The organism is Escherichia sp. WS1450, from assembly GCF_046487395.1.
Lineage (GTDB): Bacteria > Pseudomonadota > Gammaproteobacteria > Enterobacterales > Enterobacteriaceae > Escherichia > Escherichia coli.
This window is the reverse complement of the sequence record NZ_JBJQJO010000039.1, coordinates 1-21,715: the sequence shown is the minus strand read 5'-3', so window position 1 is coordinate 21,715 and position 21,715 is coordinate 1. Positions and strand designations below refer to the sequence as shown.

The 21,715-nt window shown below is 48.0% G+C and carries 8 protein-coding genes and 17 pseudogenes; 16 read left to right on the top strand and 9 right to left on the bottom strand.

From position 1 onward, the window contains the following. Positions 1–186 (top strand): ATP-binding protein (locus tag ACJHYR_RS25310; RefSeq protein WP_064765565.1); only part of this gene is annotated, 186 nt, incomplete at its 5' end. 71 nt (positions 187–257) lie between these two features. Here the strand turns inward: ACJHYR_RS25310 and ACJHYR_RS25305 are convergent. Together ACJHYR_RS25305 and tnpB are read right to left on the bottom strand one after the other, a co-directional pair. After that, positions 258–793: pseudogene (locus ACJHYR_RS25305) on the bottom strand (IS66 family transposase zinc-finger binding domain-containing protein); the annotation flags it as partial. Between the two features lie 19 nt (positions 794–812). Further along, positions 813–1,097, bottom strand: a pseudogene (tnpB, locus tag ACJHYR_RS25300) (IS66 family insertion sequence element accessory protein TnpB); the annotation flags it as partial. A gap of 101 nt (positions 1,098–1,198) precedes the next feature. Between tnpB and istA the strand changes: the two are divergent. The 5 genes and pseudogenes from istA to amiC all read left to right on the top strand — a co-directional run bounded on the left by istA (position 1,199) and on the right by amiC (position 6,236). Continuing rightward, positions 1,199–2,371 carry an IS21 family transposase gene (gene istA / locus ACJHYR_RS25295; RefSeq protein WP_000952434.1) on the top strand — a complete coding sequence of 391 codons (1,173 nt, stop codon included), beginning with the start codon at positions 1,199–1,201 and terminating at the stop codon, positions 2,369–2,371. Continuing rightward, positions 2,371–2,913 (top strand): annotated as a pseudogene (locus tag ACJHYR_RS25290) (ATP-binding protein); the annotation flags it as partial. The gene istA and the pseudogene ACJHYR_RS25290, both read left to right, overlap by 1 nt. Positions 2,914–3,035: 122 nt before the next feature. Further along, positions 3,036–4,112: pseudogene (locus ACJHYR_RS25285) on the top strand (IS110 family transposase). A gap of 16 nt (positions 4,113–4,128) precedes the next feature. Then, positions 4,129–4,272 (top strand): annotated as a pseudogene (locus ACJHYR_RS25280) (IS3 family transposase); the annotation flags it as partial. Between the two features lie 704 nt (positions 4,273–4,976). Further along, the gene (amiC, locus tag ACJHYR_RS25275) at positions 4,977–6,236 is read left to right on the top strand and encodes an N-acetylmuramoyl-L-alanine amidase AmiC (RefSeq protein ID WP_000961389.1); all 1,260 of its coding nucleotides are present in this window, start codon (positions 4,977–4,979) and stop codon (positions 6,234–6,236) included. A gap of 143 nt (positions 6,237–6,379) precedes the next feature. Here the strand turns inward: amiC and ACJHYR_RS25270 are convergent. Next, positions 6,380–7,088, bottom strand: a pseudogene (locus tag ACJHYR_RS25270) (integrase core domain-containing protein); the annotation flags it as partial. Between the two features lie 70 nt (positions 7,089–7,158). Here ACJHYR_RS25270 and ACJHYR_RS25265 point away from each other — a divergent pair. Next, positions 7,159–7,630 (top strand): annotated as a pseudogene (locus ACJHYR_RS25265) (IS110 family transposase); the annotation flags it as partial. 57 nt (positions 7,631–7,687) lie between these two features. Here ACJHYR_RS25265 and ACJHYR_RS25260 read toward each other — a convergent pair. Then, positions 7,688–8,580, bottom strand: a pseudogene (locus ACJHYR_RS25260) (IS3 family transposase); the annotation flags it as partial. Positions 8,581–8,658: 78 nt separating this feature from the next. Between ACJHYR_RS25260 and ACJHYR_RS25255 the strand changes: the two are divergent. Further along, positions 8,659–9,629 (top strand): annotated as a pseudogene (locus tag ACJHYR_RS25255) (IS110 family transposase). 283 nt (positions 9,630–9,912) lie between these two features. On the opposite strand, the pseudogene ACJHYR_RS25250 reads toward ACJHYR_RS25255, so the two are convergent. Next, positions 9,913–10,512, bottom strand: a pseudogene (locus ACJHYR_RS25250) (transposase); the annotation flags it as partial. Beyond that, positions 10,500–11,679: pseudogene (locus ACJHYR_RS25245) on the bottom strand (IS3 family transposase). The pseudogenes ACJHYR_RS25250 and ACJHYR_RS25245, both read right to left, overlap by 13 nt. A 396-nt stretch (positions 11,680–12,075) precedes the next feature. Here ACJHYR_RS25245 and ACJHYR_RS25240 point away from each other — a divergent pair. Continuing rightward, a complete protein-coding gene (locus ACJHYR_RS25240) occupies positions 12,076–13,107 on the top strand; it encodes an IS630 family transposase (RefSeq protein WP_072837580.1) in 1,032 nt (343 codons plus the stop codon). A gap of 19 nt (positions 13,108–13,126) precedes the next feature. Then, positions 13,127–13,599: pseudogene (locus ACJHYR_RS25235) on the top strand (transposase); the annotation flags it as partial. 224 nt (positions 13,600–13,823) lie between these two features. On the opposite strand, the pseudogene ACJHYR_RS25230 reads toward ACJHYR_RS25235, so the two are convergent. Beyond that, positions 13,824–13,910 (bottom strand): annotated as a pseudogene (locus tag ACJHYR_RS25230) (transposase); the annotation flags it as partial. A 353-nt stretch (positions 13,911–14,263) separates the two neighbouring features. Continuing rightward, the gene (locus ACJHYR_RS25225; RefSeq protein WP_000370415.1) at positions 14,264–14,536 is read right to left on the bottom strand and encodes a hypothetical protein; all 273 of its coding nucleotides are present in this window, start codon (positions 14,534–14,536) and stop codon (positions 14,264–14,266) included. A gap of 324 nt (positions 14,537–14,860) precedes the next feature. Here ACJHYR_RS25225 and iha point away from each other — a divergent pair, with 324 nt between their 5' ends. The 6 genes and pseudogenes from iha to ACJHYR_RS25195 all read left to right on the top strand — a co-directional run bounded on the left by iha (position 14,861) and on the right by ACJHYR_RS25195 (position 21,067). Then, positions 14,861–16,948 carry a bifunctional siderophore receptor/adhesin Iha gene (iha, locus tag ACJHYR_RS25220; protein WP_001266790.1) on the top strand — a complete coding sequence of 696 codons (2,088 nt, stop codon included), beginning with the start codon at positions 14,861–14,863 and terminating at the stop codon, positions 16,946–16,948. Positions 16,949–17,881: 933 nt separating this feature from the next. After that, positions 17,882–18,277: pseudogene (locus ACJHYR_RS25215) on the top strand (TIGR03757 family integrating conjugative element protein). Then, a pseudogene (locus tag ACJHYR_RS25210) lies at positions 18,274–19,248 on the top strand (TIGR03756 family integrating conjugative element protein). Before ACJHYR_RS25215 ends, ACJHYR_RS25210 begins: the two co-directional pseudogenes overlap by 4 nt. Before the next feature lie 9 nt (positions 19,249–19,257). Then, positions 19,258–19,596, top strand: a complete 339-nt coding sequence (locus tag ACJHYR_RS25205) for a hypothetical protein (RefSeq protein WP_001470070.1) — start codon at positions 19,258–19,260, stop codon at positions 19,594–19,596. A gap of 394 nt (positions 19,597–19,990) precedes the next feature. Further along, positions 19,991–20,383 (top strand): annotated as a pseudogene (locus ACJHYR_RS25200) (integrase core domain-containing protein); the annotation flags it as partial. Between the two features lie 231 nt (positions 20,384–20,614). Continuing rightward, positions 20,615–21,067, top strand: coding sequence for an SgcJ/EcaC family oxidoreductase (locus tag ACJHYR_RS25195; RefSeq protein WP_029400372.1), 453 nt, complete (start codon positions 20,615–20,617; stop codon positions 21,065–21,067). A gap of 208 nt (positions 21,068–21,275) precedes the next feature. Here the strand turns inward: ACJHYR_RS25195 and ACJHYR_RS25190 are convergent. After that, a pseudogene (locus ACJHYR_RS25190) lies at positions 21,276–21,605 on the bottom strand (transposase); the annotation flags it as partial. Between the last annotated feature and the right edge of the window lie 110 nt (positions 21,606–21,715).

The window sequence follows — 21,715 nt, the reverse complement described above, 5'->3', positions numbered from 1 at the left end:
ATGATCCTGACATCCAATCTGCCGTTCGGGCAGTGGGATCAAACGTTCGCCGGTGATGCAGCACTGACCTCAGCGATGCTGGACCGTATCTTACACCACTCACATGTCGTTAAAATCAAAGGAGAAAGCTATCGACTCAGACAGAAACGAAAAGCCGGGGTTATAGCAGAAGCTAATCCTGAGTAAAACGGTGGATCAATATTGGGCCGTTGGTGGAGATATAAGTGGATCACTTTTCATCCGTCGTTGACATGAGCCGGCGCCTGCACGATATGGTCACACCGACAACAGGCCAGTTTCGGACTTGTGTTTCGATAACCTTAAAGGCGCAGCTGATAAGCTCCAGCTGCTCTGACACATCACATCCCAGAGAACTGAGTTCACCACCACAGGCAGGACAGCATTCCTCTTCTGGCCGGATAACCCGGGTTTCACGGGGAAGTGAGGCCGGTAACTGTTTACAGGCTGAAGACTGACGCAGGGCGGCGGATGGCAGTACCGGGTCATATTGCTCACCCAGCGTTTCCGCCATTTCTTCCTGAAGTGTGCTGATTCTCTCCTGTGCTTCCTGTATCTGTCGTTCGGTTTTTGCGCGAAGTTTTTCTGAGCTTTTACCGAAATGCATACGTTGCAGTTTCGCAACCAGCGCCTTCAGCCGGTTGATTTCAGAAGCATAAGCCGCCACCCTCTGTGAGAGCAGGCGGTTGTATTCAGCCATCTGGCGGATGGTGTCCTGTTGCGTCTGCAACAGTGCCCGCAGGCGGGGATTCTCATGAGCAAGTGAGGTGTCCATATACTCGCTTTGCAACGGGTTATATCCGGATGCCAGGCCGTTCTGTCCGTTTGGGATGTTGCCACGCGATCCCCTCCAGTAGCATGGATAACTGAGCTGGCGTCAGGTGCACTTTCCCTTCCCGGGTCACCGGCCAGATGAAGCGGCCCCGTTCCAGGCGTTTGGCGAACAGGCATAACCCATCACGATCGGCCCACAGTATTTTCACCATTTTGCCACTGCGGCCCCGGAAGACGAAGATATGCCCGGAGAACGGGTCATCCTTCAGGACGTTCTGAACTTTTGAGGACAGGCCGTTAAAGCCTGTCAGCGCCAGTGATATAAGACGGTAATTCACCATTTGGATTGTCCGCTCCACCCAACATGTTGTTTCCTTAAGGTTCTCACACCAGAAAGGACATCAACATGCTGAGCAGAGAGGACTTTTACATGATAAAGCAAATGCGCCAGCAGGGCGCGTACATTGTCGATATTGTGACTCAGATTGGTTGCTCTGAACGAACGGTCAGACGCTACCTCAAATACCCTGAACCGCCAGCCAGAAGGACCCGCCACAAAATGGTTAAGCTGAAACCGTTTATGGATTACATCGACATGCGCCTGGCAGAGAATGTCTGGAATAGCGCGGTTATCTTCGCGGAGATTAAGGCAATGGGCTATACGGGCGGACGTTCCATGCTGCGTTACTACATCCAGCCCAAACGTAAAATGCGTCCGTCAAAAAGAACAGTTCGCTTCGAAACTCAGCCTGGATACCAGCTCCAGCACGACTGGGGCGAAGTTGAGGTGGAAGTTGCCGGGCAACGGTGCAAAGTTAACTTTGCGGTTAATGCGCTGGGGTTCTCCCGCCGCTTTCATGTCTTCGCTGCCCCAAAACAGGATGCTGAGAATACCTACGAATCACTGGTTCGCGCCTTCCGCTACTTCGGTGGTTGTGTGAAAACGGTGCTGGTTGATAACCAGAAGGCTGCGGTGCTGAAGAATAACAACGGGAAAGTCGTGTTCAACTCCGGATTTCTGTTGCTGGCTGACCACTATAACTTCCTGCCACGGGCATGCCGTCCACGCAGGGCCAGAACAAAAGGTAAGGTTGAGCGGATGGTGAAATACCTCAAGGAGAACTTCTTCGTCCGGTACCGCAGGTTCGACAGCTTCACTCATGTCAATCAACAACTGGAGCAATGGATAGCCGATGTGGCTGACAAACGGGAGCTTCGTCAGTTCAAAGAAACGCCGGAACAGCGCTTCGCGCTGGAGCAGGAATATCTGCAGCCGTTACCGGATACGGACTTCGATACCAGTTACTTTGACATCCGCCATGTGTCCTGGGACAGCTATATCGAGGTTGGTGGTAATCGTTACAGCGTTCCCGAAGCGCTGTGTGGTCAGCCGGTATCGATACGAATATCGCTGGATGACGAGTTGCGGATCTACAGTAATGAGAAACTGGTGGCCTCACATCGCCTCTGTTCGGCATCGTCTGGCTGGCAGACAGTGCCGGAGCATCACACCCCGCTCTGGCAGCAGGTCAGTCAGGTGGAACATCGACTACTGAGTGCCTATGAGGAGCTGTTGTGATGCATGAGCTGGAAGTCCTGCTGAGTCGCCTGAAAATGGAGCATCTGAGTTATCACGTTGAAAGCCTGCTGGAACAGGCAGCTAAAAAAGAGCTGAACTACCGGGAGTTCCTGTGCATGGCGCTACAGCAGGAATGGAACGGCAGGCATCAGCGCGGTATGGAGTCCAGGCTGAAGCAGGCTCGTCTGCCGTGGGTCAAAACGCTGGAGCAGTTCGACTTTACCTTCCAGCCGGGCATCTACCGTAAGGTTGTCCGGGAACTGGCTGGTCTGGCGTTCGTGGAGCGCAGCGAAAACGTGATCCTGCTGGGACCTCCTGGTGTCGGAAAAACTCATCTGGCCATAGCTCTTGGCGTGAAAGCGGTGGATGCGGGACATCGGGTACTGTTTATGCCACTGGACAGACTGATCGCGACACTGATGAAAGCGAAACAGGAAAACCGGCTGGAGCGTCAGCTACAGCAACTGAGTTATGCCCGGGTGTTGATCCTGGATGAAATAGGCTATCTGCCGATGAACAGAGAGGATGTCGGAAACGCCTTCATGCGAGGCGTCTCCTCACCGATGCGCGTGACTCAAGAAGGGCCTGACGGCTTGTCTCGTTACTGTCCTGTCCGGGTTATCTGTCTGGAGATTCAACTCTGTTTCCTCACAGGAGCTCTGTTATGGCAGGTAAAGTTACGGAAACCGCTGTTGTGGGTGGCGTGGATATACATAAAGATCTGCACGTTGCCGCTGTCGTAGATCAGAACAATAAAGTTCTGGGGCCCCCGTTTTTCTCCACAACACGGCAAGGTTACCGGCAGATGCTGGCATGGATGGTTTCGTTTGGGGCATTAAAGCGAATTGGTGTTGAGTGTACAGGCACCTATGGATCAGGTCTGCTTCGCTATTTACAGAATGCCGGGTTAGAAGTTCTTGAGGTGGCTGTGCCAGATCGGATGGAGCGACGCAAACGGGGTAAAAGTGACACGATTGATGCTGAATGTGCCGCTCACGCCGCATGCTCCGGAATAAGAACTGTCACACCCAAAACGCGCAATGGTATGATTGAGTCTCTGCGGGTATTAAAAACTTGCCGAAAAACAGCAATATCAGCCCGCAGAGTCGCTCTCCAGATTAACCATTCCAATATTATCTCTGCCCCGGATGAATTACGTGAACAGCTCAGAAATATGACGCGCATGCAGCTCATCAGGACTCTGAGATCCTAGCGGCCTGATGCCAGTGAATAGCTCAATGTTACCAACGTTTATCGTATTTCATTAAAGTCCCTTGCCCGACGCTATCTCGAGTTACATGACGAAATCGCTGATTTGGATGTTATGATTGCGGCAATTGTGGATGAGCTGGCACCTGCACTGATTAAACGTAATGCTATTGGATACGAAAGCGCTTCACAGTTGCTGATCACTGCCGGAGACAATCCCCAACGATTAAGATCAGAATCAGGTTTTGCGGCACTGTGTGGTGTCAGCCCTGTTCCCGTATCTTCAGGAAAAACGAATCGTTATCGACTTAACCGGGGTGGAGATCGTGCTGCAAATAGTGCACTTCACATCATTTCCATCGGACGTTTGCGAACTGACGATAAAACGAAGGAATATGTCGCCAGACGAGTAGCGGAAGGGCATACAAAAATGGAAACAATACGCAGCCTGAAGCGCTATATCTCACACGAAGTTTATACATTACTGCGTAATCAAAACAGGCAGATCAACAGCACCCCGATAACTGCTTGACTCTTAGAAGGGCGTCCAGGGCAGTCATTATACGCGTAGGCAGTTCCGGCAGTTATTGTGGCGATACCAGATCAGGCAGAGTATGAGCCGGCGCGGAAACTGCTGGGATAACAGCCCAATGGAACGCTTCTTCAGGAGTCTGAAGAACGAATGGACGCCCCGCTCTTCAACTTTGGTAATACCAAAATCAGACGACGGTGTTATAGGTGCTTGAACTGAATTTACTTTGAAAAAATGTAAAAACATTTAAATCATAGCCAGAAGCCGCGATTATTCAGTGCTTCTCATTTTATATTTTCTGCAAATTTATATGTGGTATAAAATAACACCCTTGTCATTCAGGTATAAAATATCATCATCGTACAGTAAAGGATATATAAATATAAAATTATACTATTCAAAATATGGTGCATTCTTATTCATGATAGGAATACTTAGAACATCATTTTTTCATTGTAGACCATGATTTCGGATTTGAAAAGTTCCTTCCCCAGTAATCTCTAGTTTTTATTCTCAATTCAACCCAACTCTTCCCTATACAAACTAAAAAACATTGTTCTATTGATAGATACTTCTCAGTAATCAGATAAAAAACTATAATATTGCTGTGCATGATGTACATATTTAAAATGTCATGAGCACATCCCTTTTATTTGAAAAACAAACTAAAAGAAATCACTTAAATAAAATGTTTTTATATCGTGGTATTTAAGAAAACTTATATCAAAAAATAAGATATTGACCTTTATTTAAAATTAGATTAGATTGCAAAGATAAGAATACGTGTGATTATTTCTTTAAACACCTGTAAAAATTTATTAGAGCATAGTTATATTATTGAACATTGTATTGCTTAGGTAAGGTATGCTGGTATCTAACTATAATTATGTAATCAGCCGTCGTCGTTTACTGCAAGGTGCGGGCGCCATGTGGCTATTGAGCGTAAGTCAGGTCAGCCTGGCTGCGGTCAGCCAGGTCGTGGCGGTACGCGTCTGGCCTGCGTCCAGCTACACCCGCGTGACGGTAGAATCAAATCGTCAGCTGCAATATAAGCAGTTCGCGTTAAGTAACCCTGAACGTGTGGTGGTGGATATCGAAGATGTAAACCTGAACTCGGTACTCAAGGGGATGGCGGCACAAATTCGTGCAGACGACCCGTTCATCAAGTCGGCGCGCGTCGGGCAATTTGACCCGCAAACCGTACGCATGGTTTTTGAATTAAAGCAAAACGTAAAACCGCAGCTGTTTGCCCTTGCGCCGGTCGCCGGGTTTAAAGAGCGTCTGGTGATGGACCTCTATCCGGCCAATGCACAGGATATGCAGGACCCGCTGCTGGCGCTGCTGGAGGATTACAACAAAGGCGACCTCGAAAAGCAGGTGCCGCCAGCACAAAGTGGTCCACAACCGGGTAAAGCAGGGCGTGATCGTCCGATTGTCATTATGCTTGACCCCGGCCACGGTGGCGAAGACCCCGGTGCGGTGGGGAAATACAAAACACGCGAAAAAGACGTGGTATTGCAAATAGCTCGCCGTCTGCGCTCTCTGATCGAAAAAGAGGGTAATATGAAGGTGTACATGACGCGCAATGAAGACATCTTCATTCCGTTGCAAGTGCGTGTAGCAAAAGCACAGAAACAACGTGCTGACCTTTTTGTTTCTATCCATGCTGATGCCTTTACCAGTCGCCAGCCGAGCGGTTCTTCCGTGTTTGCGCTTTCGACCAAAGGCGCGACAAGTACTGCGGCAAAATATCTGGCACAAACCCAGAACGCCTCGGACTTGATTGGCGGCGTGAGCAAAAGCGGTGACCGCTATGTCGACCACACCATGTTCGATATGGTGCAGTCTCTGACCATTGCCGACAGCCTGAAGTTGGGTAAAGCGGTGCTGAATAAGCTCGGTAAAATCAACAAGCTGCATAAAAATCAGGTTGAACAGGCCGGGTTTGCCGTGCTGAAAGCACCTGATATTCCCTCCATTCTGGTCGAAACGGCGTTTATCAGTAACGTTGAGGAAGAGCGCAAACTGAAAACGGCAAGATTCCAACAACAAGTGGCAGAATCTATCCTAGAGGGAATTAAAGAGTATTTTTCGGATATAGACGCGTTAGCGAGAAAAGCATAATTTAAAAATGTTTAATATTCTATGTTCTCGGTCATATTTTATTAATTTGGATGAATATATGCTGTTAGTGCTGTATTCTCCGTTTGGATACACCTTTACCTTAGCGATATAGTTGTGTTATTCATATATAAATATGCCCCGTTTTAATTCCATGCATTTTTATATCTTGGTCAAATAATGGTGTCGTCGATATTCTTCCAGCGTCTTATTGTTCAGTGATTCATGTGTGCGTTCATAGCTATATTCTGATAACCATTTCTCCGTAATTTCTAGAACTTCATTCAGCGTTCTGAACAGATAAAAATCGAGTATTTCTGTACGGTGTGTCCTGTTAAAACGCCCAATAAAAGCGTTCTACGTCAGCTTACCCGGCTGGATAAACTCCCGTTTTACTGCGTGTATATCAGCCCATTCAGCCAGCGTTAGAGAGATAAATTCCGAACCATTATCTATGCGCAGCATGACCGGATAACTGCGATTTGCCGCGAACCTGCTGCCTCAGAACCTGAAAAAGTTTTGAAAAACCGTATCGAGGATATCGCTCGTCCACTGCCTGCACCACCACAATAACGGGGTCGTACCACGTGGTATCCGGACGGTAATGGGAAACCGTTCTGCTCTGGTTCAGACTCCGGCAGGCCTGATGGACACTGAGTCCAAATGTCGTTATCTGATGAGTAACAAGCTCACGCTTACAGGCTGGTTTTAAAGCTTTTTTCGATAATGTCTTTCAATGCCGGTTCTCTAGGCTAAGGTCGGCAAGCATCTGTTTTGGACGTCGGTTCTCGTCCTCAAGATCCTCGTTCTTTTTAATATCAGGTGACTCTATGCATCGTATCTGGGCTTCCAGTTCATGGAATGGAGTACCCCCTCCTTTTGCGGTTAACTGTACGAAATGCACTCACTCAGCAGGGGAATCACAATGAATATCGTATTCCTGGGTATTGATCTGGATAAAAATATCTTTCAGCTCTGCGGGTTAAATTAGGTCGGTAATCCGGTTTATTCAAAACGTATTGGCCGAAAAGAATTACTCCAAATAGTGGCGAATATTCCGGCCTTCCTAATTGATGTAGGGCATCCACATGGGAATTTTACTGGCAGAGTGAATTTAAAAAACTGGGGCATAACGTAAAGGTCCTCAACCCACAGTATGTAACTCCCTTTGTCTGTGGGCAAAAAATGACGGTAATGATGCACAGGCCATCGCAGTGCTTCTGATGTAACCGACAATGCTGTTCATGCCTCCAAAAAGCTCGGAACAACAGGATATCTACGCTTTGCACCGGGCAAGGCAGCATATTGTTAATGTGACCGTTTGTCAAATCAGGGGACTGTTGCTTGATTGGGGAATAACTATCGGCGCGGTAGTTTCAAGAGATCGTCGTGCTATGTCAACGCCAAGATTATTGGCCGTTTTGGGGATGCGGACGATTTCCTGGACTTCTTTATTATTCCAGCCTACATTGTTGGCGGTACATTTCAGGGCTGTCTTCACCCAGCGATAATTTTATACGCCGCTCGTTATACCCTCTGATGTAAGCATCCACATGCTGCATGAACTTTTCCGGCATGATGCCCGACCATTTACGCCCATAATACATTTCCGTTTTCAGTCTGCCGAAAAAGCCTTCGCATGCGGCATCATCCTTACGGGACATTGAGTGAATAAGACCTGCGGCATTAACTCTTTCCAGCCAGCCTGGCCAGCGATAATGCCCACCTCTGCCACTGTGTATCATCGGTCGTTCGCCAGCATTTAACGTTTTGACAGCGTTATCCAGCATAGCGTTAACCAGTTCTGCGTCGGGGCGTGTACTGAGAGACCAGCTCACAACTTTTCCATCGAAGCAGTCCACCACCTGTGACAGCCAGACTTTTCCTGCAGGAAGCTGGAACTCCGTTATATCTGTCAGCCATTTCTGATTAGGTTGGTCCTCCTTAAAATCTCTGGCGATAAGGTTATCCGGATCCGGTCCGATTTCTCCGCAATATGAGCTGTAGCGGCGACGACGGTTACGGCTGACGACAAGCTGTTCCTTCACCATAAGTCTGCTTACAACCTTTTCTGATAGCTGACCCCCTCATGCCTGAGCATCGCATGCAGGCGACGATAGCCATAACACTGGTAATTACTGTTAACTATATCTGTCAGCATCGTACGTATCGTGGCGTATTTATCACCGGCTTTCAGTGCAGCCCGGTGATAAAAATAACTGCTACGGGCAAGCCCCAGAACATGCAGTAATTCTGTCAGGGGATATGTTTGTCTCAGGGCATCAGCGATATTTGTTTTTTCTCTGTTGTTTAGGTGACTGATACTGATGCCCGGGTCTAATGAGATGGTCACCCCCACCCTGTGAGCGGTACGCTGACAGGGTGGGTTATTTTAGAGGGCACCATCATGTAAAACGTTGCGCTTATTGGTATCGATCTCGGTAAACATTCTTTCCATATTCATTGTCAAGATAAATCTGGCAATGCGCTTTTGCGTAAAAAGTTTACGCGTACGAAGCTGATGCAGTTTCTGGCAACATGTCCATCCTCAGTAGTTGTTATGGAAGCCTGCGCTGGTACGCATTTTATGGCCCGGCGTATCAGCGACATCGGTCATGAAGAAAAACTTATCTCTCCGTAATTCGTGCGTCCGTTTGTCAAAGGTAATAAGAATGATTTTATTGATGCAGAAGCCATATGCAAAGCGGCTTCACGACCATCAATGCGTTTTGTCCAGCCCAGAACAGAAACCCAGCAGGCAATGAGGGCATTACATCGGGTCAGAGAATCGCTCATCAGAGATAAGGTGAAAAAAAACAACCAGATCCACGGTTTCTTGCTGGAATTTGGAATCAGACTGCCGACAGGGGATGCCGCAATAAAATGGTTATCTCTGGCGTTAGCTGAACACGAAATACCTGAATATCTGAGTCGCTTGCTGATGAAATTACATGCTCACTATCTTTATCGTATTGAGCAAATAACAGAACTGGAATCAGAGTTAAACCAGTCAATCAAAGCTGACGCTACTGTGCAACGAATCATGACAATCCCCGGTGTTGGGCCGATGACGGCCAGCCTGCTATCATCCCAGCTTGGTGATGGTAAACAATTTTCGTGCAGTAGGGATTTTGCAGCATCCACAGGACTTGTTCCCCGACAATACAGTACCGGTGGTAAATCAATGCTGCTGGGGATCAGCAAACGAGTCGGTTACTTGTTCTGTACGCCCGCTCGTTCATGATGCGGCTGGAGCATCAATAGGGCAGAGTTGCTGAATGGGTTCAAAAGCAACTCGACAATAAGCATTCAAATATTGTCGCCTGCGCTCTGGCAAATAAACTGGCCCGAATAGCCTGGGCAATCACTGCTCTGCACAAAGAATATCAGGCCTGATATAGATACTGACAAAACTCAATTAGCTTATTTTAAAAAATAAGATACAAGTTACCTGTCTGGTTTTGCGAAGACTGATTATTGATGACATGAACGGCAAATAGACCTGATTAAAAACCTGACAGAAAAAATGGCTCACTGAAGCCGAGGGTCTTTTTAGGATTATCAGGTGCGGAACTCATCGAGGCGCGGGTCTCCTTGTCCACAGAGACGCCGGATAGATTTAAGCAAGCCCACCATTAATCAAAAATCAGTGTAGCAAAAACGGGGGTGACCATAGATTTTTTATGATTTTCTCCGCTTTTTTCAGAATATCCAGTTCCATCTGCCGGCGGCGTATTTCCTGATTCAGTCGGGCGACTTCCTCCCGCAACGCATCGCGTTCTGCCTCCAGGGAAGGTTCGTTATGTTTACGCATAGTCTGGTAAGCACTGTTGCCGATAATTTCATCTTTCCATTTATACAATACGGCACGACTGACACCAATACGCCTAGAGATTTCACTGGCTGATATTTGTCGTGTACAGAATGCCATGACAGCCTGACGTTTGACTTCTGGTTCAAAGGGCGCAACCGGACTGGTCTTACTGGTAAATATACGTCGTCTGCCGGGGTAACGTTCATTAACCCAGCGAGCGAGCACATCGGTACAGGGATAACCCAGAGTTCTACTGGTAAACGCTAGGCAGCAGCCGTGGTTAAGATAATGTTCAACGGCAACTTGTTTTTGCTCATCTGTGTAACGGGGCTTATGGCGAATGGATTCTTTTGCTCCGCCACCTGATTCCTATGAACGGATCCAACGCCGCAGATTTCTTTTCGAAGGGTAGCCCAGTTCGCGTACGACGGGAGCCAGCTTCTTACCATTGACTAGTCTTGGTATAAGTTGACACTTTTCTGTCTGTAAAACGCCTGATGAACGTCATAGGGCGTTTTGTATTTCAGAGCCAGGTGTGGCCGCTCATGGTTATAAATTGCCACGGACTCTTGGACCATTTCCCGGGCCTGAGCCAGGTCTGCAGGACGCGAGAGTAAAAACTCATTTTTCAGGGTACCATTTATTCACTCAGCCAATGCTGGTAGCAGTCATAACCATCAGTCATTGAACAGGTTATTTCATTTCTTTCATGAACTGACTGATAGAGCGCTGAACAGTATTGCAGCCCCTGCCAGAATGATGCACCAGGGGACTCGTCGTTTTTCTCAGCTTCAGCACCTGTCTGAACGCTTTTACCACATTTTCTGTCTGCAGGTTTTCCCCAACATGGTAGCCCATAATTTTTCTGGAGCAGGCATCGGTGACCAGACTCAGATAGGCCGAACTATTGCGCAGTGGAAGGTAAGTAATATCGGCGACCCGGACCTGTTCTGGTTCAAGAGCAGTAACCTGTTCAGGGCCTGGTTTAAGCAGGTTTGGATGTCGGTAGAAGCGATGATGGCTGTTGGTAGTTTTGTGATATGACCGTTTTACTGGCACCAGGAGTCGGTATTCATCGGGCAGGTTAAACAGGCGGTCTCGCCCGATATTCAGCCTTTTATCGGCCTGAGTGTTCAGCAGATAGTGCAGCTTACGCGCACCGATTCGGGGCTGACGACATCTGACACGGGCAACAAAATCAAGAACCTGAGCATGATGTTCCTGCCGTTTTCTGCGCCTTGCATTGTCCTGATACCATGCCTGTCTGCTGTGTCCCAGGAACAGACTGCACGCGTCACAGTTATTTTGGGGACCGGACTTTGCGCGAGGACTTGCCGGGCCGCTTTTTACGATACTCACCCCGTAATCATTTTTCAGGACATTGATAACTGACTCAAAAAACGTAGCTTTCTGGTTCGCCAGCTCAAGCTACGTTTCAAGTTCCCTGATTCTTTGCTCGGGTGTGAGCGGGATAGTTGTCTGAGTCACAGGCAGTTTCCTCTTCACCAGCTCAGGAAGTCCAGGATATTTACGTAACCAGACAAGAACGGTGGAGCGCCCCTGAATGCCATACCGCTGCTGGGCCTGTTTATAAGTCATCTCGCCTTTTTCAACCTGCTCAACAACAGCTATTTTAAAGGATAGAGGATAATCACGTTGGGTGCGTTTGAGCTAAGTCATCATTACGTTCTCCGGATTTAAGTAGGAACGTGTCAACGCTATTCAGGACGGGTCACATATTTGAAATAAAGCTCAATGGCGCGGATTTTTTCTTCTTCAGTAAACATGTTTCATCTCCTGAGAGTCCAGGAAATCGTCCGCATCCCCATTACTGTCTTATATCATTGGCGCTGACAGCTATTCTGCTGAGCCTTGAGGATGCATAAACGGGTTAAGAGCTTGTATGTGCAGAACGATAGCGGAACTAAATAGCTGCGCGGAATAGTAGATCACTTTGAGGGAGCTCAGCCTGGATTGTGCGATCTGATCAATCGCCAAATCAAAACAAATCACCAACCGGACTGAGCAATGCCGATCATAGCACCAATTTCCCGTGACGAACGACGCCTGATGCAGAAAGCCATCCATAAAACACACGATAAAAATTATGCCCGCAGACTGACTGCCATGCTGATGCTGCACCGGGGCTACCGTGTCAGCGACGTTGCCAGAACGCTCTGCTGCGCCCGTTCCTCTGTTGGATGTTGGATTAACTGGTTCACGCAGTCGGGTGTTGAGGGACTGAAATCATTACCTGCCGGGCGAGCCCGTCTCTGGTCGTTTGAGCATATCTGCACACTGTTACGTGAGCTGGTAAAACATTCTCCCGGCGACTTTGGCTACCAGCGTTCACGCTGGAGTACAGAACTGCTGGCAATAAAAATCAATGAGATAACCGATTGCCAGTTAAATGCCGGAACCGTTCGCCGCTGGTTGCCGTCTGCGGGGATTGTGTGGCGAAGGGCTGCGCCAACTCTGCGTATCCGTGACCCGCATAAAGATGAAAAGATGGCAGCAATCCATAAAGCACTGGACGAATGCAGCACAGAGCATCCGGTCTTTTATGAAGATGAAGTGGATATCCATCTTAATCCCAAAATCGGTGCGGACTGGCAACTGCGCGGACAGCAAAAACGGGTGGTCACGCCGGGACAGAATGAAAAATATGATCTGGCCGGAGCGCTGCACAGCGGGACAGGTAAAGTCAGCTATGTGGGCGGCAACAGCAAAAGTTCGGCGCTGTTCATCAGCCTGCTGAAGCGGCTTAAAGCGACATACCTTCGGGTGAAAACCATCACACTGATCGTGGACAACTACATTATCCACAAAAGCCGGGAAACACAGCGCTGGTTGAAGGAGAACCCGAAGTTCAGGGTCATTTATCAGCCGGTTTACTTGCCATGGGTGAATCATGTTGAACGGCTATGGCAGGCACTTCACGACACAATAACGCGTAATCATCAGTGCCGCTCAATGTGGCAACTGTTGAAAAAAATTCGCCATTTTATGGAAACCATCAGCCCGTTCCCCGGAGGCAAACATGGGCTGGCAAAAGTGTAGTGGTATTAGGCGCAGCTATTTAGATGATCTCTTTAACGATCTCGGTCGTAGTATAAACTTTTTTGATAAATAAATAGAGACCTGTCCAGGCAATCTGAATGCTGTCAGCGTATTGCAAAAGCTAAAGGCATTGGTCCTGAAATTGTCACGAGCGTTGTTGCTGTTATTATTGGCAAAGGCACTGAATTTAAGAATGATCGTCACTGTGCTGCATGGCTTGGTCTGCTTCCATGCCTGCACTAGAGTTGCTGCAGGTAAGTTCTCATGAATATAACGAAAAAAGGCGACAAGCATCTGCAAACACTTTTTATTCATGGCGTCCGTGCTGTCGTTAGAGTTGCTACGAATAATAATGATGTATACCTAAATCAGTGGGTTAAGCAGTTAAAGGAGAGTCGCGAATTTAATAAAACTACTGTGGAGATTGCTAACAAATACGCGAGAATAATCTGGTCGATGCTGATAAATGATACAGAATATCAGGCAGTGTGAAGTTAATCTCTTTCAGCAAAAGTTGCAGCGTACTGAGAAATGGTGACGGGTTGCACCTGCACAATCGGAACCTGATTTTTGTACTGGCCTCAGAGGTCGTCCAGTTGTAGAGGCGATTGTGTGTGGATTCCCTATTTGGGCACAGGTTTTCCTGATGCCGGATAGATGTAAGCAACAATCCAAAACCAGAATCAGTGCTTGCAAAACTGAGGTAGTCAATAGATGTAGTAAGTGGCTTCAGAAATACCGGCTTCCCGACAAACATCTTTAATTGTTCGTCCGGTTTCAACCGATTTAATTACAGCGATGATCTAATACTCAGTAATACGGGCTTTACGCATAGCGATTTTCTTCGTTATCAGATTGATTATTCCGGATGATCTCTAAATATGAATGGAGCGATTATGCGGGATACTTACAGATGGCTCTCACTTAATGAGAGTCTTCTTTCAAACAACAAAAACAGTAAATTGGGTAGAATGGGGAACTTAACTGCATCGTTAATTAATATATGGATGCGCTGTTGTAAAATATAGATGTATCGGGGATAATAATACTTTACTCTGTTTCCAGCGAGTATGTTTGGTTTGCTGGACAAAGCGCCTCATAAAGTCAGAGGCGCTCAAAGTAGAAATATACTTCAGAGGGAATGTATCATAATGTACTAGTGGTTCTTTGATGGTATATCAAAAATGTTTGTGTGAACTGTATAACAGCCCTCCAGTAGTGATGCTAGCCATTTGAAAGATTTCTGCTGTTCTGAAGACCATCTGGAATTATTTGATTCAAAATGAATGAATGCCAGTATTTGTATCATCTGTTCCTTAGGAAGCGATGAAGCCAGATATGAAAATGCAACCGTGAGAGCATTCATGTCGTCTCGAAGCATTGACATGTACTCGAGTAATTCCTGCAGAGTAATTGTTCTATTGTCCATAAAACTCCTCATTATTAATTATATTCACCTGTCTGATGTACGAAATATCCGATAGTGTATGATTAACATATCCAAGGACAAGAAACTGATAAAGATTGGATAAATACCCATAGTGCAAAAATCCGATATGGATCGTCAACGATTGCTATCCGTTACTTTCCCCTAGAGAAAAGAACGTCCTCAACTGAAATTCGGGGTATAGTAGAACCTTATGTAATATTTTGTAATTTTTTGCTTTTTTATGTAAAAACCAAAAGCAAATCATTCTCATTATCTCTTGCGTTTGTTTATCTTCTCTCTGATTAATATAATCGGAGAGAAGATATGCGAGTAACCACTCTGGCTTCAGTAGCCATCCCTTGTCTCGGGTTTTCAGTCAGCAGTATGGCTGCGGAAGATGTGATGGTAGTCACGGCGTCTGGCTATGAAAAAAAATTAACCAGTGCAGCTGCGAGTGTTTCAGTGATCAGCCAGGAGGATTTGAGATCCAGCCAGTATCATGATCTGGGGGAGGCACTGAGATCCGTAGAGGGGGTGGATGTTGAAAGCGGTACGGGTAAAACAGGTGGGCTGGAAATCAGCATCCGCGGAATGCCTGCCAGTTATACGCTGATACTGATCGATGGTGTCCGTCAGGGCGGGAGCAGTGACGTAACCCCAAACGGTTATGCTGCCATGAATACGGGTTTTATGCCACCTCTGGCCGCCATCGAACGTATTGAGATTATCAGGGGCCCCATGTCCACTCTGTACGGCTCTGATGCCATGGGGGGCGTGGTGAATATCATCACCAAAAAGAATGCAGACAAATGGCGCTCTTCGGTTAATGCCGGGCTGAACCTGCAGGAAAGTAACAAATGGGGGAACAGCAGCCAGTTTAATTTCTGGAGCAGCGGTCCCCTTGTGGATGATTCACTCAGCCTTCAGGTACGTGGCAGCACACAGCAGCGTCAGGGCTCATCGGTCACATCACTGAGCGACACCTCAGCTACGCGTATCCCTTATCCCACGGAATCACAGAATTATAATGCAGGTGGTCGTCTTGACTGGAAAGCGACGGACAAGGATGTACTCTGGATTGATATGGATATCGCCCGGCAGCGTTATGATAACCGAGATGGCCAGCTGGGCAGTCTGACGGGCGGTTATGATCGCACCCTGCGCTATGAGCGTAATAAAATTTCAGCAGGCTATGATCATACATTCACCTTCGGAGCCTGGAAGTCATCCCTGAACTGGAATGAGACGGAAAATAAAGGCCGTCAGCTTGTACGTAGCGTACTGCAGCGTGATAAATGGGGGCTTGCCGGCCAGCCGAGGGAGCTTAAGGAGTCGAATCTTATCCTGAGCTCATTACTGTTTGCACCTCTGGGGGAATCACACAAGGTTACCGTCGGTGGTGAGTATCAGAACTCCTCCATGAAAGACGGGGTTGTTCTCGCCAGTACTGGTGAAACCTTCCGTCAGAAAAGCTGGTCGGCATTTGTTGAGGATGAGTGGTATATCACGGATGCATTTGCACTGACTGCGGGTAGCCGCTATGAACGCTATGAGGTGTTCGGAGGACACTTCAGTCCCCGGGCATATATGGTCTGGGATGTGACTGATGCGTGGACGCTGAAAGGTGGGGTGACCACGGGATATAAGGCGCCCAGCATGGGGCAGTTACATAAGGGGATCAGCGGTGTGTCCGGTCAGGGGCGTACGAATCTTCTCGGTAACCCGGACCTGAAGCCGGAGGAGAGTGTCAGTTATGAAGCGGGCGTGTATTACGATAATCATGCCGGTCTGAACGCCAATATCACGGGCTTTATGACAGAATTCTCCAACAAGATCGTATCTTATTCCATTGATGATAATACCCGCAGCTACACAAACAGCGGAAAGGCTAGGACTCAGGGCGTGGAATTTGCCGGCACACTGCCTCTGTTGTCAGAGGATGTGACTCTGTCTCTGAATTATACCTGGACGCAGAGTGAACAACGGGATGGGGATAATAAAGGTGCACCACTGAGTTACACCCCTGAGCATATGGTGAATGCGAAACTGAACTGGCAGATTACTGAAGAGGTGACATCATGGCTGGGTGCCCGTTACCGCGGGAAAACGCCACGTTTCACCCAGAATTATTCGTCACTCTCAGCTGTACAGAAGAAAGTGTATGATGAGAAAGGTGAATATCTGAAAGCCTGGACGGTACTGGATGCGGGCATGTCGTGGAAAGTGACGGATGCACTGATGCTGAATGCAGCGGTGAATAATGTGCTTAACAAGGATTACAGTGACGTAAGTCTGTATCGTGCCGGCAGTGGTACGCTTTATGCGGGTGATTACTTCCAGACGGGGGCATCGACAACGGGTTATGTGATACCTGAGAGAAATTACTGGATGTCGCTGAACTATCAGTTCTGATAACAACAAACCCGATATAACGCATTATAATACGTAAAGATGCTGCCTCTGTCACCTGAGGGCAGTGGCAGCAACACACGATGCAGGTGTTTGATCACCAGTGACCCGCCGTTTACTCCTTTAGTATGGCATACTTCTGTTGTCACCTGTGACCAGGCGCGCGACTCTGTAAACATCCGGATGTATGCGTTCTTCTGACAGTTAATATTACCGGCAGGTAGTTGACGATGTGTGGGCTTGTGACCGCATCCGGGTAATAAAGAAATAATCCGCCAGCGGCTTTTATTCTTATGGGCAGTAATTAAATACATCGCCATGTGGGTAAATATAAGTGACGGAATGAGAGTAACAAGTGATGCTGGAATTAAGATTTTGCTTTTTGCAGTGATAGCCAGAGCCTTTTACAGAAATGTGGTATGAGGTGCATTTTTTACGCTCACATTATTGTTTTATTATCGGCGTCAACCAGTGATCAGGAGGTGCAACATGCGTATATGTGTTTTTGGTTACAAAACATGTCCTTCAATACACCGGATCATGCATCATGCGACAAATCTCCGGGATGAAACAGGGGCAGATGTCCTCTTTATTGATGCTGAGAAACATGGTATCAGTCTGAAGGTAATGTCTGAGCGTGCTGGATGTGCAGTTGAAAAATTCCCCTGTGTTTTTGTTGATGACGTCTATCTCGAACCACTGCCACCGGTGCCGGGACAACCTCATTATACTTATTGTTGAAAATCACCACTTGGTATGAATCAGTTCCCCGGCTTTGTGAAAGGCCGGGTATAATCACAGACTGTCTGTTATGCTTGGCAGATACACTTCCCCGGATCCCACCGTAATTTTTTAATCCCGTTTTTAATTTATTGCTGATAAATGAGCGCTTTCTTCGCACGCTGTCAGTCAGATAATATCTGACTGAGGTGTACGATGTACCGGATTTTCTGTTCCCTGTTTTTCCTGCCGCTGGCAGCGTCTGCCGGCACAACAATTTATACCGATTCTCAGCATCTTCCCGTTAATCCTCCTGATGGTGTCAGGGTGGTTCTGCTGGATGCGCCTGAGCAGCTTCAGAGCCGCTTTTGGGGCCTGTTGCCTGCTGATGCGGGTGAGGCTGAATCGGTGGTCAGGGTACGTATGAAGTCTCCCGAATGGCAGACGATGCAGGCGGAACTGGCCGGTCATTACCGCGATGTGGCACATGCCTAGTCGCTGGGCGTGAAGAAATACCCTGCCGTGGTGTTTGATGACAGTGAGGTGGTTTACGGCACCATGGATGTGGTGATGGCCGGGAAAATCCGTGCTGAGGGAGGAGTGCAGCCATGATGTCCCTGAAATGTCGTCTGCGTACCGGCGTGCTGTTACTGAGTGTGGCATCACTGCCCCTGGCGTCTGTATCACTGAACACCGCCAGCATTATCGCCAGTACTGCGGCACCGGACTATATCAGCTGGCGTGTCAGCGGGATTTGTTACTGGCTTTACTGCAGCGCGTCTGGCTGTACGGTCAGAATTTCCGTGAAGGTGACACATTTCATCCCGGAAGTGGTTATTTCCACCTATACGGCACCGGGTGGTAATCCCTGGAAAGAGATGTCGCTGGTCAGCCGGACCGCAGGTGGCCCGGAGAATGCCATCACTGACGGCCTGTCCGGGCTGAGTGCCGGCGGGGGAAATCCGGCGGATATGAAAATACAGGGGAAGCGCCGTTCAGCAATTCGTTTCAAATACGCAGATGCGCTGGGTCATCCGGCCACACAGCTTATCGGCGGGATGGTACCCGGATTCAGCTGTGATTCACCGGTGACACCGGCCATGGCCTATTTCCTCAGTACCCTGGACAGCATCGTCTAGCGAACGGGATTACCTGAATCCCTGTATCCAGAGGCACAGGTTCCCGGCAAACGCGAGATTGGCAGCTAGGCCGATAAAAACATGTGGGGGAGCGTTTATCACCGGAGTGGTTTTGTGATGCAGAGCGATGATGACCGGGCCGCGGCGGTGGGGGCTCAGCGGGTGGCCGACATTATCACGCGGATGGGGGAGTCGCATGTCTACAGGGAGGTTAAGGGCGTGAAACGTGACGGCTACTGGCCCCCGGAGGCGGTGGAGGAAAACACCGGCACCCGCAATCACAAATGGCAGCGACTGACGCCGTCAGTGTCGCGTTCCTGTGCCGTTTTCCCGGATGGTGAACACCAGGCGGCGGAGAACGGTAATGCAGCCTTTGCACTGTGGCAGCCTTACAGCTGCTTCGAAAAGCGCGGGCAGCGATTCCTTGGCAGTACGAATTTTTAAGGAACCATGATGATGAAGATGAAAACAGGTATGGTGGCACTGAGTGTGATGCTGTACTGCAGTATTCCGGCGATGGCTGATCTTCTTTCCCTGCCGAAACTGAATGACAGCACGTTCGGTTACGGGAAATCCGTGGATGGCGCCGTATCCGACAAACTGTTCTATACGCTGGGTGGCGGCTCGGTGATCTCACAGTTGGCCACGCGCAGCAACATGCAGAAGCTGGGTATGGACCTGGGCTGGAGCAGCGATCTGATGTGCGGCAACTTTGACCTGAAGACCACGGTGGGTAATCATCTTAACGGATTGACCGACGGCTTTAAAAATCTGATGGGGGATGTGATTTAGGGGGCGACCGGCGCCGCTGCCAGTCTGCCGGCGATGGTGATACAGCGTGCCAACCCCGGCCTGTACGACATGATCACCAGCGGTGTGCTGCAGGCGAATGTGGCTTTCGACAAGGCGTAACTGAACTGCCAGAACATGGCAAAACGGATGATGGACTTTTCTGATCGCAGCAAATGGACGCAGGCCAGCGATGCTGGAAGAGTACAAGAAGGTGGTGAACAGCGGTGACGGTGATGCGGTGAAAGGGGACGAGGCCGGACGTCAGGCCACCGGGAAGGAAGGTAAGAAATGGATTGGCGGGCAGCAGCGCGGCGGGGCAGGTCAGCCCGCCATCCGGCCGGTGCATGATCTGACAGCGGCTGGGTTTAACATGATGAACAGTCTGCCCGTGACCAGTACGGGAGGTTACGATAAAGCCGACAGTGCAGGATGTGATGTTAGGAGCGATAGAAAAACGCTTTGGCGATAAAGGACCGGAACGAGCAATCCAGTGGCGGACGGATAACGGTTCGGCTTATACGGCTCATGAAACACGGCAATTCGCCAGAGAGTTGAATCTGGAGCCCTGCACGACGGCAGTCAGTAGCCCTCAGAGCAATAGAATGGCAGAAAGGTTCGTGAAAACGTGAATGAAGACTACATCGCGTTCATGCCGAAACTGAATGTAATAACGGCATTGCATAACCTTGCAGAGGCGTTCGAGCATTACAATGAAAACCATCCGCATAGTGCGTTAGGTTATCTCTCACCACGGGAATATCGACGTCAGCGGATAACGTTAACTTAAGATACAATAGCAGTCTGATATTGAGGGGGCAAGAACATCCGAACCACACCAGCCTGTGACTTATACCCTGTCTCTACGACCCAGAGAGTATTATTCTTAATAATCTCATAATATATACACAATAGGAAGTATCTATTAACAAAATAGAGAACATCGTTTTTACTATCAAATAGTTGCACTGTATTAATATGATTAAACTTTAAAAAAGTTTCAGGCTGATCAGGAGGAGTTATGAAAAAAATAAATATTTTAATTCTGTGTCTGTTTTCTGGAGCGTCGTGGGCAAGTGACGTAGATAATGTTAAGTGTATTCGGGTAGATAGTAAAGACATTGAAAGGTTATTCGATCGCTGGAATGAATCATTAAAAACAGGTGATGCCAAGAAGGTTGCTGATAACTATTTAAGTGATGCGATCTTACTGCCCACAGTATCAAAAAAAATTAGGATTACAGATGCAGAAAGAGTTGACTATTTTGAGCATTTTTTGAAAAAAAAACCTGTTGGAGAAATAAACTTCAGAACTATTCGCATTGGATGCAATATGGCTCTTGATACAGGGAATTACACGTTTACTTTTGAAGATAAAAAACAAGTTTCAGCACGCTATAGTTTCGCTTATGAGTGGGATGGAAAGGATTGGAAAATATCATCCCATCATTCATCTGTAGTGCCAACAACATAATATATTGAGCCTGTTTACCATTCTCTGTTAATGCCTTCTCTTAAAAGTGACCGTCCAAGCGGTCACTGATTACCCATTCTTAATTCAGTGCAGGATTAAAATATATGTGCAAAATAATTTAATTCAGACAGCTTTTTATTTCACTATGGCTATCCCAGATATCGACGACGGATGAAAAGTGGCTCTTACGCAACCTGGATGGAGATTTTCATGCCAGTGGACTCATGACCCTCTGTCTGAGTAGTTCAAATCCGGCTCGACCATACATCTGGCCTTTCAGCATTTTTAGTCTATTTACATGACTTTCGACAACCCCCATTATTCCAGCGACTGCTGATTGCCTCACATATAGCCGCAGCATCAGCTGCCATCCTTGCAGCCACGCGCCGAAGTTACCACTTTCTCGTTGCTCTTTTAACCACTCCCTCCATGGGGCCAGAAGTCCTCGCTCTGGAGGCCGGGTTGACATTTCAGGGAATGTTCCTGAACACACCCAGAGACTGACTGTCACACGTGATAAGCCTGTAATACGGGATACGGCCTGATTGTATCCAATCTGGAAGAAAAGTTTCATGATTTTATGGGCGTTATCCTTATGGTGCTGGGCGACGAGAGTAATACTTCACGCCGGTTTTGTCGGATAATCCA

What these genes read in the sequence shown, in the direction of transcription:
- ACJHYR_RS25205 (WP_001470070.1), top strand. Translation starts at nt 19,258, where the DNA reads ATGATGAAGATGAAAACAGGTATGGTGGCACTGAGTGTGATGCTGTAC.
- iha (WP_001266790.1), top strand. Translation starts at nt 14,861, where the DNA reads ATGCGAGTAACCACTCTGGCTTCAGTAGCCATCCCTTGTCTCGGGTTT.
- ACJHYR_RS25240 (WP_072837580.1), top strand. Translation starts at nt 12,076, where the DNA reads ATGCCGATCATAGCACCAATTTCCCGTGACGAACGACGCCTGATGCAG.
- istA (WP_000952434.1), top strand. Translation starts at nt 1,199, where the DNA reads ATGCTGAGCAGAGAGGACTTTTACATGATAAAGCAAATGCGCCAGCAG.
- ACJHYR_RS25225 (WP_000370415.1), bottom strand. Translation starts at nt 14,536, where the DNA reads ATGGACAATAGAACAATTACTCTGCAGGAATTACTCGAGTACATGTCA.
- amiC (WP_000961389.1), top strand. Translation starts at nt 4,977, where the DNA reads ATGCTGGTATCTAACTATAATTATGTAATCAGCCGTCGTCGTTTACTG.
- ACJHYR_RS25195 (WP_029400372.1), top strand. Translation starts at nt 20,615, where the DNA reads ATGAAAAAAATAAATATTTTAATTCTGTGTCTGTTTTCTGGAGCGTCG.